Consider the following 13,780-nt stretch of genomic DNA (forward strand, 5'->3'; position numbering starts at 1 on the left):
ACATCACGCTGATGGCACCAAGGCGCTCCCTGCCAGTCGTTCTAGTTGGTGACACACGCGCGCATGAGCTTGGCGAAATCGGTCAAGGCCTTTGCGTAATCGCGCATCGGAGCGACCATCGCCTGGCTGGTGCGGTCGACGGCCTCGGCGGCTGCTTTCGCATCTGATCCAAGTGTTCGTGCCAACTCTGCCATCTTACGACCCTCGGACTTATCCGCCATGAGGGTGGCTGACACGGCGGCATCCTCGGCCGAGTTGGCAAGCACGGCGCAGGCATCCCGTGAAAGCGTTTCAGCCGGCGCCGGCGTTGCGACCATCAGGAGAACTGTCAGAAGGATCTTCATCGGTAAAGCTGGGACTCGTTGCGGACGAACTTATCTAGGGTGCCTTGGCCCCCCGTAGAAATATCGACAAGTTCCATCATAAGAGAGGCATCTTCTGATGCCGACTGAACGGGCTCTGTAAGAAAGAAACTGCCAAACGCCTCAACAGGAACACCAACGCTGTGGCCGGACAGGTCGTTGCCCGCAGCTTCCAGCGCGTTGCAATTGAGAATGGCGCCGTAAAGAAGTCGCCGATCTATCGAGGTGACCACGGCCGGGCATGAGTTCGCTGGCGCACCGGTCTCACCGCCGGTCGATGGCCGGTCGACCAGCCCGGCGAACTGTTCATACTTGTAGACTTCGTATCGCGTCGGCTTTGTTGCCGTCCAACTACCCGGCTTGGTAGTCATTCCGAAATTCGTCGACCAATAAGTGTCTAACGGCCAATTTCCGTCTCCCATGCGGCCGCCCATGTACGGGGTCGACTGGTCCCTAGGCAATCCCATGTTGCCGGCGAGACCGAACGTCAATTGGTTCATAGCTGGGCATTGGCCAGCACCACCGGAAGTCTTCTTGGCCCCCTTTCTCACATTGGCAGCCGGGCCAAATTCGGCGGTATTGAAGCCGCCGCCGGTAGGCTTGATCCCAAACCGAACGTTGAACGCGTCTTGGACAGGCCCGGCATTCTGGCCGGTTTTGGTGTCGACCCCCTTCTGGCCATAACAGCCCTTGGGCTTTGAAGTTGCGATGGTCTCGGCAAGAGCCTTCGCACCGTTGCCTACACCGGCGGGAGGTTGGAGGAACCCGAAATTGCCAGGGCCAGCAGCGGCACCGTTGCCAACCTTGCGCACTTCAATGAGACGGCGGCGAAGGTTGGGGTCGGCGGCAGCATCTTGAAGCGTGTGATTTGGATCCCCTTCGTACGGGTTGCAGATAAAAACAGGTGTGAAGTCACATACCCCTGTCAGAAACCCGGCCACGGCCTGTGGCCGGATGTCCATAGTGTCGTTGCTGCCGATAAAGCTCGCGGGAAAGATCGTTTCAAAGGCACCCGCGCCGTCCGCCAGGCCGGAGGCGTTCACGGTTACTTCCGCGAATGACACCGCGGCGGGGTCGGTGCTCGCCCAGTTAACGCCGTTCGCGTCAACGCCGGCAGCGTCTAACCTGGTGTCGTCGCTGGCAGGAATGCCGGTCAAGTAGGTTACCGTTACATCAGACCGGGCGAACGTGTGATCGCCTGCGGTCGAAAACTTGGTCTTTTGCTCGGTCAGAAGGGTGGACGCCGCCCGGTTGGCTCGGATTATCGCATCCGGTCTGCCATCCAGTTCCGCAGCGGTAGCTAACGCAAGAGCGTCGACACCCTTTTGGAGATCATTGTGCAGTCCGTTGGCCCGGCTCATATCGATGGCCAACAATGCGAAGCCAACCAGCACAGGCAGCATGATTGCGACAAGGATCATCGCGACACCGCGCTGATCATTCCAGAATTCGCGCAAAACACGAAGCATCGCAGCAACCCCTTACCCAATGCCGCAGACATATTCCCCGTGCCCAAAGCATAGGCGCGGCCGCCAAAAGCAGCAAGGGGTGCATTAGCAATTCATTAAACGTTCCCAAAAAGGCCTAGTGACCGCGACTTTGCCGAGACAGATAGGCTGAGGAAATAGGGGCATCGGTGGCCGCTTGCGGACGGGTGCAATGAGGATCATGCTGGGCTGTTGGGCGGGAGCGGAACTCTTCCCAGCTTGGCCCGGCTGCTTTTCTCCCTTTGGTAGCCGGGCCGCCGCTATCGATCCGTTACCTCAAAAGGTAACCCCGGCGCGAGGCCGGGGTCAGGTCTTAGGCAGCAGCGCAACCTTGTGGTTGCCACCCGTGGTCCGTCTCACAGAAGCGGCCAGTGGGCGCCTCAATCAGATCGAGTTCTGCAAGGCGATCGATCATCCGGCGAATCCGACTGCCCTTGTTGATATACTCGGAATAGAGCGCGCGCAGGAGCAGGTCGGCGGAACCGTTCATCGGCTTCGTCCGCGCCTTCTCCCATCGACGTACCGCCTGCTCGTCGGCTCCCAGGATCCCGGCGAGGTTTTTCTGCGTAGTATCCATTTCCAGGCGCAGGAACCGGAGTTCGGCGCCGTTTAGGGGCTTAGGCAGCGATATGAGCCATTGACCGATGGCCTTGTGTAGACCTTCGGTATCTTGGATCGACACGCCCTCCCCATAGGCCGTCTCGTGCTTTGTGTATCCGTTCTCGAGCCACACGTTGTCGAGACCGCTTTCGATATAGTGGTAAGCCATCTCTCTTCACCCCTTAAAACACCGTGATCACGATCAGGGATTTTCCCCAATCAATTGCCACGACGCATTCCATCTCTTCTCCGGCCGCGTGCCGGTACATACTGACCTGCCAGTGCCCTTTCGCGTTCATGATCGGACCTTCTAGGATCGACCCCCGCTGCACGCACAGTTCAACCTGCCTCCGAGAAATACGCCGCTGCCGCCCGCGCTTGCGAGCGTGTGCTACTATGACGATCTTGTTCGTGTCCTCGGCCAAGTGCTTTATCATTTTCAAAGCAAGCGGCGCGGTGAGCTCCAGCGGAAGTATCTCGGCCATGTGCCTATCAATATGATAGGTCGGTATCAACAGTCAATGCGCCTGATTGGTTAAAGTTCCGTAACACATGCCGGCCACTTGCGGTTGGGCTTGTGAAATCAATTTCACTTGCGGCCTGACCAAGCGCAAATTTGCGCTTATTCGGCTGGCATAGGGCGCCGCTCCAAGAGCTTCAGCACCCTTGCCCTGTTCACAGCCTGCTTGGCACGGAAGCGCTCCAGCGCGGCCTCCTGCTCCTCCTGACGGGCTATGCGATACACCTCGGGCAAAGGCTGCCAGTCCTTGGGCTTGGTCTTCATCGTCCACTTCGGCCGGCGGAATCCCCAATGCTCGATGGCGACGAGATCGGAGCCGTCAAACCAGCATGACACGTTGAGCTTTGCGAAGTGCAGAGATCGAGCCGCCCACCAGACCTTGTCGATTTCGACGTCGACGGGGCCTTCTTTCCATGGCGTCCAGCCGCGGCCAGGACGCTCGGTCAGTTCGTGGTCTTGCAAGGGTGCACCTCGTGTAAGGACGCCGATATTGCATAAGCCGCGGCTTATCGGCAAGGCCGGCCCTCACGCGGGCCTGATAGCAATGGTGAAAGCCATGCCATTGGTAGCTTTGCAGATGAACGCTTTAGGATCGCTGCTTGCCGCGGCGAGTTTTCTGCGCACCGTCGCCATGCTTACGCTGCTGGTGCTACCGCCGCTGCCGATTTGCTGCAAATCGCCGTCGTTGGCCGGAGCTCTGATCACTTGGGTGTCGGCGTTCTGACCAGATGATGAGATTCCTGCAATGAAAAGTGTCTGTGCCGACCCCCACGATGGCGCGACGGCGGGCGGGTCCTTTGAACTTGCGGCAACGAAAAGCCCCTCCGGAATGCCCCTGTAACCGGTAATACGAAACGCGACATGAGCGCTGTCTCCAGCTGTGCTCGATACAACGCTTAGCGTAGATCCTTCGGACCCATCGGCCACACGATAGTAGATGGCACCGGCACCGGCAGACGACCGGCTATCAAGCAACGTCCAACCGGATGGCGTCGTTAGCGTGTTATTCGAATTGTGGCATCTGAAGCAAACGAGCAGCAAATCTCCGGATTGAATGCCGGCCGGGAGATCAACCGTTTTTGTCGTCGTCCCACCGGTGTAGACACTGACTGCCGTCGCGGCGACCACTGGGAAACCGGCAGCGCCGGGGCCGCGATCACCGAGTAGGTAGGATGCAAGCATAGTGTCTCCCCTTTTAAAGACCGGCCAGGCCAGCGCGCCAGGGCGACGCCAGCGGAAATGGTGAAGGGGCGAGCCAGGCGGTCATGCGGCTCCCTCGTGCCCATAGGCTGCCTGGATGATCTGGCCCGCCGACATCATGGCGAGCACGTATTCGTTGCCGAAGGCTTGCCAGAGGGTGATTGGAACCGACACGTTGACGGTCGTGCCGTCTTCCATGTCGAAGCGAATCCCGACCCACTCGCCTTTCGGCGCCGGCCCCACGCGGAAGCCCGCGATATGGCGACCCTGGAAGTCGCCGAACTCCTTTTGAAATTCAGCCTGGTTTGCCCGCACCAGAGGATTCTGCGGATCATAGGCCTCCGGGATGGTGGCCGGATCGAAGTCGGGAAAATCGCTCATTTGCCGCCCGGCCTCCTGCCTGCACTGGTGCTTGCTTGCCTCAACGAGAATTGCTGCAACCGGGTGGCGGTGAAGGTGTCAGTCACCAAGTCGAAGACATCACCAACGCCGAGGCCGAAGTCGAGCTTGACGTTCATCGTCCCACCGGAACCGGCAGGAGCCCCTGCAAGTTTGACGTCGGCGAAGCCGCCACCGGCAAAGCGCTGAACGGCCATGCCACGAGTCAACCCGTCGGCGATCCCGCCCAGGCTGAAGCCTTTCGACAGGCTGCGGAAGGCCTCGACGTCGGGCATGACGCCGGCATTGAGCGCAGCGAAGAAATCGGCGCCAAGAGCCTTGACGACCTTGGCCCGGATCACGAACTCGCCGACACTCAGCCGGGCCAGGATGCTGTCGCTGGTGCCGGTGCCAGGACCGTGGGAGAGATGGCCGCCGCGGGCGAAGCCACCATGCGAGCCGCCGCCGTCGGAAGATGAACTCGAGCCGGCAGCCGCGCGGAGAGACTGCGCCGCCGCCGCTGCGGCGCGGAGCGATGCCAGGATCCGAGCGATCGCCGCCTCGACCTGGGCCGCCAAACTGTTGACGATTCCGGCGAGACCGGAGAACCCGCCCTGCAGCAAGGCACGCATTCCAGATAGGATGGCAGACAGCTTGCCCGGAAGTGTCTCGAACGGCGCCACAATGGCCTCTGCGGCAGCCTGAGCTGCACCGGAGTCGAGATTGCCGAGCGAACTGTTAAAGCCGCTGGCGGCCTCCTGTGCGGCCGGCGCGATGGTGCTGATGCTGTTGGTGATCTCGTTTGAGACGCCATCCACGGCGCCGCTGGTGGCGTCGACGCTGCCTTTGAGGCCGTCGAGAGCTTGCTTGCCCTCCTCTGCCCGCTTGGCAACACCGTCGACAACGTCGAACACTTCCTTGGTGAGTTTGCCGCCAGCACCGCCGCCGCGGAAAACCGTGATCGTCTGGCCGAGTTCTTCGACCTTGCCCTTGGTCCCGTCGATTGCCGCGTTGGCATCCTTGGTGCCGTCGATGATCGGCTTGAAGCGGTCTTTCGTCTTTCCGGTCAGACGCTCCATTGCGGCCTGGGCTTCCGCAGCCGAGCCTTTGAATGCAATCACCACATCTTTCGCTTGTGATGCCGCGGTTTCGGTATCTCTGAACTTATCGGCCGCGTTTTGCATCCCGAGGGCCAGCGCCTGGATCTGACCGTCGGTAGACGCATCAGCGATCGCCTGCACCTTGGCCTTGAAGGCGTCGGCGTCGCCGCCGGTCTTCACAAATTCCAGCGCCAGGTCTCTAAGCGCGACGACCTGGTCCCTCACCGGTCCGGTCAGGGCTTCTGCAGCGCCGGGCCCTGGCCCTGCAAATTCCATGGCTTTCCGAGCTTCAACCGCAGCCGCTGTGAGCGCCGTCAAACTGGCAACTGCTTGCAGTGCGGTGGTGTGCTCGATGACCTTCGCCCAATCGGTCGCCGCCCCTTTCACCTTGTCGTAGGCTGCCCTGACATTGGCGAGAATGCCTTCGTGGACCTCTAAAGCCGCCGTTGCACTTTCTGTCCGCGTTGCCCAAAGCGCTATGCCGCCGGCAATGACGCTCAGCGCCGCCACCAATGGGTTTGCACGCAGGAACAGCAGGGCCGCGCCGAGACCTCGCACGGCTTGGATGAGGGTTCCAATTCCGCCGAGGACGAAACCAACGCCGCGACCAAAAAGGCCGAGCGCGATGAGCGCTGGACCAATTGCGGCCGCAACGGCGCCGATCTCAGTGCCGAGCCTGAGCGTTTCCGGATTGAGCTTCGAAAGCGCGGTAGTGAATTCGGTCAGCTTGACCACCATGCTTGTGACGAATTCGAGCAGGCCGGAATCGCCAATGGCGATCGACAGCGTTTCAACTGCGCTGTTGAACTTGTTCAGTTCTCCGGTGAGACCCTGCACACGCACTTCGGCCAGCTTGCTGGCGCCCACCGTGCCGATATCGGCCGCCAGTTGCCGGAAGCCAGCGCCGCCGAGCTTCATGAGGCCGATTGCGGTGCGCAGCGCATCGGTGCCGAAGATGGTCGACCCCTTGTCATTGAGGTCTTCCTGCGAGAGCTTGCCCATCTTTAGGCGCAGCTCCTCGGAAATGTCGGCCAAGCTCTTCATCTTGCCGCGGCTGTCGAAAAACTGAAGGTTCAATTCCTTGAAAACGGCCGCGGCTTGTTTGGATTGGGGCACCAGCCGTTGCAGGAAGGTCTTGAACGATGTGCCTGCATCGGAGCCGGAGGAGAACAGGTTCGACGTCCCGGCAAGCGCGGTATTCATGTCGGCCAACGAAACGCCCAGCGCCGAGGCTACGCCGCCGGTCTGGCCAATCGCCAGGCGATAATCATCGAAGCCGAGCTTCGACTTGATCAAGGTTCCGGTGACGTTGTCGACGACGCCAGGCAGTTGCTTGACCTGTAGGTTGAACTGCTTGATCAGGTCGCCAGCAATGCCGGCCGCCGGCACCAACTGGCCGCCATTGGCCGCGGCAAGGTCCAGCGTCGCCTTGGCCGCGCCATCCATGATCTGGGAATACTCCAGGCCGATCTTGGCCAACTCGGTCATCGCGTTGGCGGAATCGGTAGCGCTGAAAACTGAGGCATTGCCGAGCTCGATCGCCTTGGACTTGGCCTGGTCGAATGCGTCGCCCGCCGCTCCGGTGTTGGCAACGAATGAATTCATCGCAGTCTGGAAATCGGCGGCCTGCTTCAAGATGCCGGCGCCGAGGCCGACGATCGGCAGCGTCAGATGCGTCGAAAAGGTCTTTCCGAGATCCTGGGCCTTTTTACCGACCTCCCCAAATTGTTTGCCAAGGCTCTGAAGCTGGACTTGCGCCTGTTTCAGCGAGTTGAAAAACCCGGGGGAAAGACCTTTCGTCTGCGCAGCGGCAGATTGCAAATCCCTGAACGCCTTGCGACCGGCGGCGCCAAATTCCTCAAGCTCGCGCTTTAATTCTTTCCCGCCATCCAGCTGAATTCTTTGTTTGATCGTTGCGGCCATGCGTCAGCGTCCAAACCTGGCCAACGCGTCAGGAAGAGACCCCATCAGATATGAGGATCCGCCCGATAGCCTGCTGCTCTGGGTCGACCATTCAACAGTGCGGAAAAACCTGGTGGCCATTTCGACCGCGCGTTCTGCAGTTATCTCAGGGAGCGAAAGCGCCAAGTCGACGGCTCCCTCAAGATGCCGGCCGTTCCCGTCGCACAGCCGAACGATGTTGGCGAAGCGTGAACGCTCGACCGCGGCGCCTTCGATCTTTCCCAGGATCAGACCGTCTGCAAAGCCGGCGTCGCGTGCGGCGCTGATCTCCTCGGCCTCTTCAGTTGATGGTGCCATTGGTGACGTCCTTTCGCGTTAGGGCCAGCGGGTCCATTTTCCCACGGCGATCGGGCGGCTCTTCCGCGCGACTGGGTTGGGCTGTCGATCGTTAGAGCCGGCTGCCTTGGCGCGCGCGTACGCCGCTGCCGTGGCTTCGGAGTGCTCCTCCGGCACCCTGGTCCGGTAGAAGTCGCTCAAGGCCTGCCCGACCGTCTCCGAAACTGGCGTGTACGGCAGTTCGAAATCGGTTCTTTGAGGGGAGATCAGGACGCGCTCGCCCCACTCGTTCCGGACGAAAGGCATCAGGATTCCTCCTCATCGTCATCGTCGTCAGGCTCATCGCCTGAGCGGAGGTTGTTGGAGAGCTTGGCGAAATTGTCGGAAAGGCGCTGCCGGCCGGCGTCGATGATTGCTTCGATGCGCTGGCGCTCCCGCACATCCTTCGTGATCTGTGCCGGCAGTACTGACAGCATGGTGATAAAGCCGCCGACCACTTGATCGAGACAGCCGTTGCACTCCTCCATGGCGATCAGCTTCCGCTCTTCGCGGGCTATCCGCATCTCGATCTCTCTTGCCCGCGCGTCGCGAACACGAGAGTCTGCCGCTGATTTGGAAGCCTGCCGGCTGTCGTCCTTCAGGCAAGTGATGTAGCCCTGCACCACGTCGATCAGGTTCCATCTTCCACGACCGATAGGCTTGAACCAGCCATCACCGGAGAGCTTTTGGATATATCGCGGCGTCACCTTGATCAGCGCGGCCGCTGTCGCGGTGTCGATCGTGTTGGCTTGCTGCTTTTCCGATTTTCGGGGCATGGGTTCAGATGCCCCCAAATGCGAAGCGAAATGGAAAAATCAAAACATGAAAAACACTCGCGTTACGGGCTAGCGCCCATCGCATAGCCTTGTACCACCTAAGGAGGAACCTACAACCGGGGATAGATATAGCCCTCCGGACCCCGACCCGCTCAGGGTCTCGGAGGGCAGCGCCGATCACTGGGCAAGTGCTCGACGGTTTCTTCATTCTTCCACCTCGCCCGCGCCTGCTGGCCTAGCTGCCCGCTGTGCCTGACGACGCGCAAAGATAGCGGCAGCCTCGGGCATGGCCGTGCTTGGCTTGGTGCTGGCCACCGATTGCGTTGGCGCGGTGACTGTGTGGTCTTGTCGTGCGCGGGCCGGTGCCTTGGCCTTCTCGGCCTGAGGTGCTGAGCCCGTGCTCGGCGAACGGCGATTGGCGCGCTTGGCGTATATCTCGGATGCGAAGCTCATGCCGCTTCCTCGTTCTTCGAGGATACGTCGGCTTCCGCTGCATCAAGGTATTCAACGATGATGTCGGCCGTGTTGATCTCCGGTGCAGGACGCATCTCGGCGATCTGTGCCAGCTTGGCCAGGACAGAACGGGCATCGCTGAAGCTGGGTGATGCGAAGATCGGTGGATCACCTATCTTGAGGGCAGGTATCTCGATCGTTGCCAAGCCCACTGGCCGTTGCGGTGACTGCCAAGGAACGTATGTGCGGCGGATTAGGCGACGCCTGTACGCTCGCCGCTGGCCCTGGACCGAACCTACATCCTCTCCCGGATGCCTTCGGTTCATCTCGTCCTGCTTATCCGGCGGCATGACCTGAATGCCGGGCGAGTCGTAGCACCACAGCGTGACCCGCTCTTCCTTCAGAGTTTTCTCGGGCTGGCCCGGCCTTCCGCGCATTGCGAACTCGGGATCAACCAGCGGCACGGCGCCATCAGGAAGGTTGTGGTTCGCAAGGTCGACGGCGAGTTGCGCCTCGGCCAGTGTCTTGAGCAGTGCAACGAACTCGCGACCGATCGCCGGATACTTCGTGGCGAGTAGCTTGGCGGCAGCATCTGCCTGGGCCTTGGCCGCGTCGTATTTGACGGTTCGCTCTTGCTGGGTCTCAGTTATTGCGGCCGCCTCAAGCCGGCGCTCAAGCTCGGCCTTGGCCGCATAGGCGCGCTCGATATCGCGGTTTGCCGCAGCGATCTTGGTCTCGATGGCTTCGAGATCCTTGTCTGTGCCATCGAGCAGTACCCGGCGACGATCAGCTTCAAGCTTCTCGGCAGCAGCCTCAAGTCCTTCGATGTCGATCTGGTCGAGCGTTTGCCGAAGTTGGTCGGCCGTGCTCGTCTGGCCTCCTCGCAATGACTTGAGAATATTCTGGACGTTCATTTGCTCCCCATCGGGTTCGACCTGATGTGGGGAAGGTGGCAGTCCAAACGCGATGGGCAAAGGGCTGCAAACGCGATGAAACGCGACGAAACGCGATACCCGTTAACCGGCCCGACGCTTGGCTCTGATGGATGAGGCAGAGACCAGCCACCGGCCCCCATCCTTTACACAAAACACCTTGTTCTGCCGGCACCAAAGCCGGACCGTGTCTTTCGCGATATGGAACCGGCTCGCCGCTGCACTTGGCTCAATGAGGTCGTCGCTGCGAATGTCGGGTTGACGTGTGAGCGGCTGGAAATCGACAGATTCGTTGCGTTCGGCTTGCATTGCCCGCGCAGCCTGTAAAGCAGCGGCTACCTGATCGGCGAGGCCTTGCAGATGATTGGCGAGAATGTCGAGTGGGTCCGTCATGCATCCCCCCTCGCAATAATCGGAACCAAAGCGGAAAATGAGGGTTTCCTAATGGAAGGGATGAGAACCGAGGATGCCGAGGAATGGTTGAACTTTTGAACTTGGAAATGGCGATCGCCAGACAACGTGCGAAGCGAGCCGAAGTCTCTCTCAAGCAGGCAGAGAATTTGCTCAAAGCGAGCCACGGCATTGCAATCAGTCTTGCCCTTTGCAGCCGCATACGGGCTGGCCAGGCCAGTGCTAAAGCGGCCAGAAGGCGGCTGCAGAAGATTGCACCGCCAAGCGTGCATTGAGGAGTCTAGACCATGATACTGTTCGGACCACTCGACTCGGACGGTCACAAGCGCAGCGTGAATTACCATGCGGCCCGGTTGTCCATGCTCCGCTGTCGCGTGTTGACGCGCTTCGATAAGGTCAAAGACGCGACCGACAAGGTTGAAGCCGCGGCGGCCGTGCTGGTCGATGTCACTCATGGCTCTGCCGTCGACGCGTTCCAGGACGCGGTTTACAGAAATCCTTCGGCGGGTTTCCTGCAGTTGGAAACGGGCCAGACGCTCGGGCTGTGAACTGCGAAGGATGGCGGCATGGAACCCGCAGAAGGGAACACGCGTTCCCCTTCCATGGTCGATTATCTCAAAGCTCTGCTGCTGAAGGAACTGTGTCCTGCCTGGCTCATGCGGAAAACGGTCGACGTGGACGCCCGCCCCGTTGAGCAGCAGCCGCCCACGCGCGAACTGATAGGCGCGGCCCCGCCCGTGCGATACCGCGGCCCCGTGCGTTCGGAACCTTCCGACTATAGGCTTCACCATTCGCAAATGTAGATCTGCGGGTGGACAGGCAGGGCTCATGGGATGAACTCCCGCCCAGCAAGCGCCTCGTCAATCAGCAGCATCGTGTCAGCTTCGACGCGTTCGGCTAGAACCCGGATCTCGTCGCGGGCGGCCTCGCCAATGGATGACAGCCGCTCGAACAGCGTCCGCGCCTCGTCGATGCTGGATCGAACAGCGATAACGTCGGCTCGCTCGACCACGCGGGCGCCGCCGGTGCGCATCCTGCCCCGGAAGGTATCCGCGGCGACCGACGTGACCGTGACGGCCCGGGCAACGAAACTGCCGGCCTTCCGATCAATCAGGCAGCGCGGGAAAGAACCTTCCTCCCGATCGACAACCAGTGCGATGTCGCCTTTGCGAAGCGCCAGCGTCATGCAGCGTTCCCGTCTGGTCGGCTGCCACGATAGGTCAAGCGCGTCATCTCGGCGTCGACAGCCGACCAGAAGGCACCGAGTTGCTCGTCTTGCTCTTGTTCGGGAATGCCGACCCTGGTCATGTGCCCGAGCAAGCCGGTGGTCACCTGGTCGCGGTAGCTTTCGGCATGGCGGTCGGTCGACTTGTCGAGCATCTTGCGGGCGACGTCGCGAACCTTGCCAATCCGTCGGACCAGAGGGAAGACGATCACATGGCAAGGAGGATTCCAGTCGAGCAAATCCATTTGAGCGGTCATGCAGCTTTCCCCTTGGCCTTGGCGTAGCTGTTGGTCTGTTCCTCTCCCTCGCGCGTGTAGGCGCCAAGTTCTGTTCCGTCAGAGCGGTCTTTGGTATCCCTAAGGTTTCCCTCTAAGGTATCTACTTTACGGTCACCGTAAGGATCTCGGTTACCGGTCACCGTAAGCTTGTCGTTACCGGTCACCGGTATTTTTCGTTGCTGTTTGCGAAGCCTTCCATCCTTCAGCGCGGCGCCCTCCTCCCCCTTGGCAAACTGAGGCTTGGAAACCAACTCGGCCATGTCTGCCGCCCAACTGAAATTGAGCTTGATGAACAGGCCTCGCTCGCCCTTCCGTGGGGCGATGGTGGCGGGGACGTCGCGTCGGTGAAATTTCTGGAGAGCTCCGTCTGCCCTCATTTTGGAGATGGCAGGGCTGATCTTTTCCGGCGTCAGATTGAGTTCTGCCGCGAGCCGATCAAGAGACGGATAGGCGAAGCCGTGTTCGGGGTTGTAGAAGTCGGCGATCTTGGTGGCGACTCGTCCAAGGATGGTTTCGCGCTTCCATTTTGGCGCCGCGTTCACCGCATCGCGCCAATCGTATTTCGTCATTTCCCATAGTTCCTTTCGGAACCAGGGCTTGGGCTGTTTGCTCATGCATCACCGCCTTTGCCCTGCCAGGCACGGTAATGGTCGATCTGGTCGACGTAGTCGCGACGGCTATCGAATAGAGGCGTGGCCGGTGGCGTGGACGCGCGCGGCTTCGGCAAATCTTCCGGTTCGATCTCCGGTAGTTGCTCCTCAATCTCCTCGGCTATCTCTGGCCAGAGCGTCTCCGTCTCAGCCTCGATTTCCAAGACCTCGGCCTTGAACCCATCGAACGCGGCATTGTAGCGACTTTCGATAGAGGCGATGTCGTAGTTGCTCAGCACCTCGGCACGGAAGTTTCGGACGTTGCGTTCGATACTCCACTTCGCTTCTCGCACACGAGCAGGAAGTGTGGGGTCGAGATACCGCTCGACCTCGCTCCGCACGATTGTGGCCAGCACCCCAGGGTGAAGGGCTTCCAAGGCGTCGAGTTCTGTCGCGCCGCTTCCGAATCGTTCCTCGAACTTGGCGGCTCGCCGCTCCGTTTGCTTCAGCGGAATCCGAGGCAAACGATATGCCTCGCATTGCTCAGGCGTCAGAACGATCGGCTGGAGCGTGATGTCGAGATCAAGGTCGGCATCACGAACCCAGTATTCAATCTTGCGGGCCAGCGCGACAGGCATTGATCTGCCACCAGGGTCAAAATCGCTGACGTACAGAATCCGCATCGGCCGTCGATCTTGAACAGCTCGTTCGACGGCAAGCCTCGCGAGCACCTCGGAAGTTTCGCCAGTGCCTGGTACCAGATTGAAGCCGACTGTCTGCGCCAAAGGCACAAGGACGTCGTTCATCGTCGACTTTTCAATCCACACCTCGACCAGATATTCTTGGCAGGCGTCGAAATGATTCAGCGATGCAAACGGTGGATATATGGATGCCGGTTCCATGCCGAACTGCAGACCGGCCCCGCCCCTGCCATAGACCTCGAACGAAGGCGTTCCGGTTGCCGCTGGACCTGCATGGATGATTGGCGGATCGTTCCGAGCATCCGACAAGGCGCCATCCGGTATCAGGCGCAGGTAACGCGCCGACAGTGACGCTGAGGCGAAGTATTTCCAATCGTTTTCGGTGTTTTGATAGGGCTCGCCATTGGGCCGCAGGATTGGCGTCTCGCGAGAAACGAGATTGTAGTGAAGCCGGCGCGGATGACTGCCGACCACCCATCCACACGAGAGC

At 60.3% G+C, this 13,780-nt stretch carries 18 protein-coding genes; 2 read left to right on the plus strand and 16 right to left on the minus strand.

Translation table 11 applies throughout. The annotated features are described in order from the left end of the window. Positions 1-41: 41 nt before the first annotated feature. The 12 genes from NKH38_RS01310 to NKH38_RS01365 all read right to left on the minus strand — a co-directional run bounded on the left by NKH38_RS01310 (position 42) and on the right by NKH38_RS01365 (position 10,478). Positions 42-344, minus strand: a complete 303-nt coding sequence (locus NKH38_RS01310) for a hypothetical protein (RefSeq protein WP_352758538.1) — start codon at positions 342-344, stop codon at positions 42-44. Beyond that, complete coding sequence (locus NKH38_RS01315; protein ID WP_352758539.1) at positions 341-1,831, minus strand: TadE/TadG family type IV pilus assembly protein; 1,491 nt, start codon at positions 1,829-1,831, stop codon at positions 341-343. Before NKH38_RS01315 ends, NKH38_RS01310 begins: the two co-directional genes overlap by 4 nt. Positions 1,832-2,162: 331 nt before the next feature. Further along, complete coding sequence (locus NKH38_RS01320; RefSeq protein ID WP_352758540.1) at positions 2,163-2,618, minus strand: helix-turn-helix domain-containing protein; 456 nt, start codon at positions 2,616-2,618, stop codon at positions 2,163-2,165. Positions 2,619-2,631: 13 nt separating this feature from the next. Then, positions 2,632-2,934: a DUF4258 domain-containing protein gene (locus NKH38_RS01325; protein ID WP_352758542.1), complete on the minus strand. Its 303-nt coding sequence runs from the start codon at positions 2,932-2,934 to the stop codon at positions 2,632-2,634. Positions 2,935-3,071: 137 nt separating this feature from the next. Continuing rightward, positions 3,072-3,431 (minus strand): hypothetical protein, encoded by a 360-nt coding sequence (locus tag NKH38_RS01330; protein WP_352758544.1) that lies wholly within the window; start codon positions 3,429-3,431, stop codon positions 3,072-3,074. Between the two features lie 63 nt (positions 3,432-3,494). Then, positions 3,495-4,151, minus strand: coding sequence for a hypothetical protein (locus NKH38_RS01335; RefSeq protein WP_352758546.1), 657 nt, complete (start codon positions 4,149-4,151; stop codon positions 3,495-3,497). An 81-nt stretch (positions 4,152-4,232) separates the two neighbouring features. Continuing rightward, positions 4,233-4,550 carry a hypothetical protein gene (locus tag NKH38_RS01340; RefSeq protein WP_352758548.1) on the minus strand — a complete coding sequence of 106 codons (318 nt, stop codon included), beginning with the start codon at positions 4,548-4,550 and terminating at the stop codon, positions 4,233-4,235. Beyond that, positions 4,547-7,570, minus strand: a complete 3,024-nt coding sequence (locus tag NKH38_RS01345; RefSeq protein ID WP_352758549.1) for a phage tail tape measure protein — start codon at positions 7,568-7,570, stop codon at positions 4,547-4,549. Before NKH38_RS01345 ends, NKH38_RS01340 begins: the two co-directional genes overlap by 4 nt. Before the next feature lie 3 nt (positions 7,571-7,573). Next, positions 7,574-7,906, minus strand: a complete 333-nt coding sequence (locus tag NKH38_RS01350; RefSeq protein ID WP_352758550.1) for a hypothetical protein — start codon at positions 7,904-7,906, stop codon at positions 7,574-7,576. A gap of 284 nt (positions 7,907-8,190) precedes the next feature. Then, positions 8,191-8,700 carry a hypothetical protein gene (locus NKH38_RS01355; protein WP_352758552.1) on the minus strand — a complete coding sequence of 170 codons (510 nt, stop codon included), beginning with the start codon at positions 8,698-8,700 and terminating at the stop codon, positions 8,191-8,193. A gap of 449 nt (positions 8,701-9,149) precedes the next feature. After that, positions 9,150-10,067, minus strand: a complete 918-nt coding sequence (locus tag NKH38_RS01360; protein WP_352758554.1) for a hypothetical protein — start codon at positions 10,065-10,067, stop codon at positions 9,150-9,152. A 102-nt stretch (positions 10,068-10,169) separates the two neighbouring features. Beyond that, entirely contained in the window at positions 10,170-10,478 is a 309-nt protein-coding gene (locus NKH38_RS01365; RefSeq protein WP_352758555.1) for a helix-turn-helix domain-containing protein, read from the minus strand. 83 nt (positions 10,479-10,561) lie between these two features. Here NKH38_RS01365 and NKH38_RS01370 point away from each other — a divergent pair, with 83 nt between their 5' ends. Together NKH38_RS01370 and NKH38_RS01375 are read left to right on the plus strand one after the other, a co-directional pair. Next, the gene (locus NKH38_RS01370; RefSeq protein WP_352758557.1) at positions 10,562-10,771 is read left to right on the plus strand and encodes a hypothetical protein; all 210 of its coding nucleotides are present in this window, start codon (positions 10,562-10,564) and stop codon (positions 10,769-10,771) included. Positions 10,772-10,783: 12 nt separating this feature from the next. Continuing rightward, positions 10,784-11,044 (plus strand): hypothetical protein, encoded by a 261-nt coding sequence (locus NKH38_RS01375; protein WP_352758558.1) that lies wholly within the window; start codon positions 10,784-10,786, stop codon positions 11,042-11,044. Positions 11,045-11,322: 278 nt separating this feature from the next. On the opposite strand, the gene NKH38_RS01380 is transcribed toward NKH38_RS01375, so the two are convergent. The 4 genes from NKH38_RS01380 to NKH38_RS01395 are packed head-to-tail and all read right to left on the minus strand — an operon-like array spanning position 11,323 to position 13,764. Then, the gene (locus tag NKH38_RS01380) at positions 11,323-11,682 is read right to left on the minus strand and encodes a hypothetical protein (protein WP_352758559.1); all 360 of its coding nucleotides are present in this window, start codon (positions 11,680-11,682) and stop codon (positions 11,323-11,325) included. Further along, positions 11,679-11,978 carry a DUF6074 family protein gene (locus NKH38_RS01385; protein WP_352758561.1) on the minus strand — a complete coding sequence of 100 codons (300 nt, stop codon included), beginning with the start codon at positions 11,976-11,978 and terminating at the stop codon, positions 11,679-11,681. The genes NKH38_RS01380 and NKH38_RS01385 overlap by 4 nt, the downstream gene beginning before the upstream one ends. Continuing rightward, positions 11,975-12,613, minus strand: coding sequence for a hypothetical protein (locus tag NKH38_RS01390; RefSeq protein ID WP_352758563.1), 639 nt, complete (start codon positions 12,611-12,613; stop codon positions 11,975-11,977). The genes NKH38_RS01385 and NKH38_RS01390 overlap by 4 nt, the downstream gene beginning before the upstream one ends. Next, entirely contained in the window at positions 12,610-13,764 is a 1,155-nt protein-coding gene (locus NKH38_RS01395; protein WP_352758565.1) for a hypothetical protein, read from the minus strand. Before NKH38_RS01395 ends, NKH38_RS01390 begins: the two co-directional genes overlap by 4 nt. Between the last annotated feature and the right edge of the window lie 16 nt (positions 13,765-13,780).

It is taken from the genome of Mesorhizobium sp. M1078 (genome assembly GCF_040318615.1).
Taxonomy (GTDB): Bacteria; Pseudomonadota; Alphaproteobacteria; order Rhizobiales; family Rhizobiaceae; genus Mesorhizobium.

What these genes read in the sequence shown, in the direction of transcription:
- NKH38_RS01345 (WP_352758549.1), bottom strand. Translation starts at nt 7,570, where the DNA reads ATGGCCGCAACGATCAAACAAAGAATTCAGCTGGATGGCGGGAAAGAA.
- NKH38_RS01335 (WP_352758546.1), bottom strand. Translation starts at nt 4,151, where the DNA reads ATGCTTGCATCCTACCTACTCGGTGATCGCGGCCCCGGCGCTGCCGGT.
- NKH38_RS01365 (WP_352758555.1), bottom strand. Translation starts at nt 10,478, where the DNA reads ATGACGGACCCACTCGACATTCTCGCCAATCATCTGCAAGGCCTCGCC.
- NKH38_RS01310 (WP_352758538.1), bottom strand. Translation starts at nt 344, where the DNA reads ATGAAGATCCTTCTGACAGTTCTCCTGATGGTCGCAACGCCGGCGCCG.
- NKH38_RS01360 (WP_352758554.1), bottom strand. Translation starts at nt 10,067, where the DNA reads ATGAACGTCCAGAATATTCTCAAGTCATTGCGAGGAGGCCAGACGAGC.
- NKH38_RS01370 (WP_352758557.1), top strand. Translation starts at nt 10,562, where the DNA reads ATGGTTGAACTTTTGAACTTGGAAATGGCGATCGCCAGACAACGTGCG.
- NKH38_RS01340 (WP_352758548.1), bottom strand. Translation starts at nt 4,550, where the DNA reads ATGAGCGATTTTCCCGACTTCGATCCGGCCACCATCCCGGAGGCCTAT.
- NKH38_RS01325 (WP_352758542.1), bottom strand. Translation starts at nt 2,934, where the DNA reads ATGGCCGAGATACTTCCGCTGGAGCTCACCGCGCCGCTTGCTTTGAAA.
- NKH38_RS01390 (WP_352758563.1), bottom strand. Translation starts at nt 12,613, where the DNA reads ATGAGCAAACAGCCCAAGCCCTGGTTCCGAAAGGAACTATGGGAAATG.
- NKH38_RS01350 (WP_352758550.1), bottom strand. Translation starts at nt 7,906, where the DNA reads ATGGCACCATCAACTGAAGAGGCCGAGGAGATCAGCGCCGCACGCGAC.
- NKH38_RS01315 (WP_352758539.1), bottom strand. Translation starts at nt 1,831, where the DNA reads ATGCTTCGTGTTTTGCGCGAATTCTGGAATGATCAGCGCGGTGTCGCG.
- NKH38_RS01320 (WP_352758540.1), bottom strand. Translation starts at nt 2,618, where the DNA reads ATGGCTTACCACTATATCGAAAGCGGTCTCGACAACGTGTGGCTCGAG.
- NKH38_RS01375 (WP_352758558.1), top strand. Translation starts at nt 10,784, where the DNA reads ATGATACTGTTCGGACCACTCGACTCGGACGGTCACAAGCGCAGCGTG.
- NKH38_RS01380 (WP_352758559.1), bottom strand. Translation starts at nt 11,682, where the DNA reads ATGACGCTGGCGCTTCGCAAAGGCGACATCGCACTGGTTGTCGATCGG.
- NKH38_RS01385 (WP_352758561.1), bottom strand. Translation starts at nt 11,978, where the DNA reads ATGACCGCTCAAATGGATTTGCTCGACTGGAATCCTCCTTGCCATGTG.
- NKH38_RS01355 (WP_352758552.1), bottom strand. Translation starts at nt 8,700, where the DNA reads ATGCCCCGAAAATCGGAAAAGCAGCAAGCCAACACGATCGACACCGCG.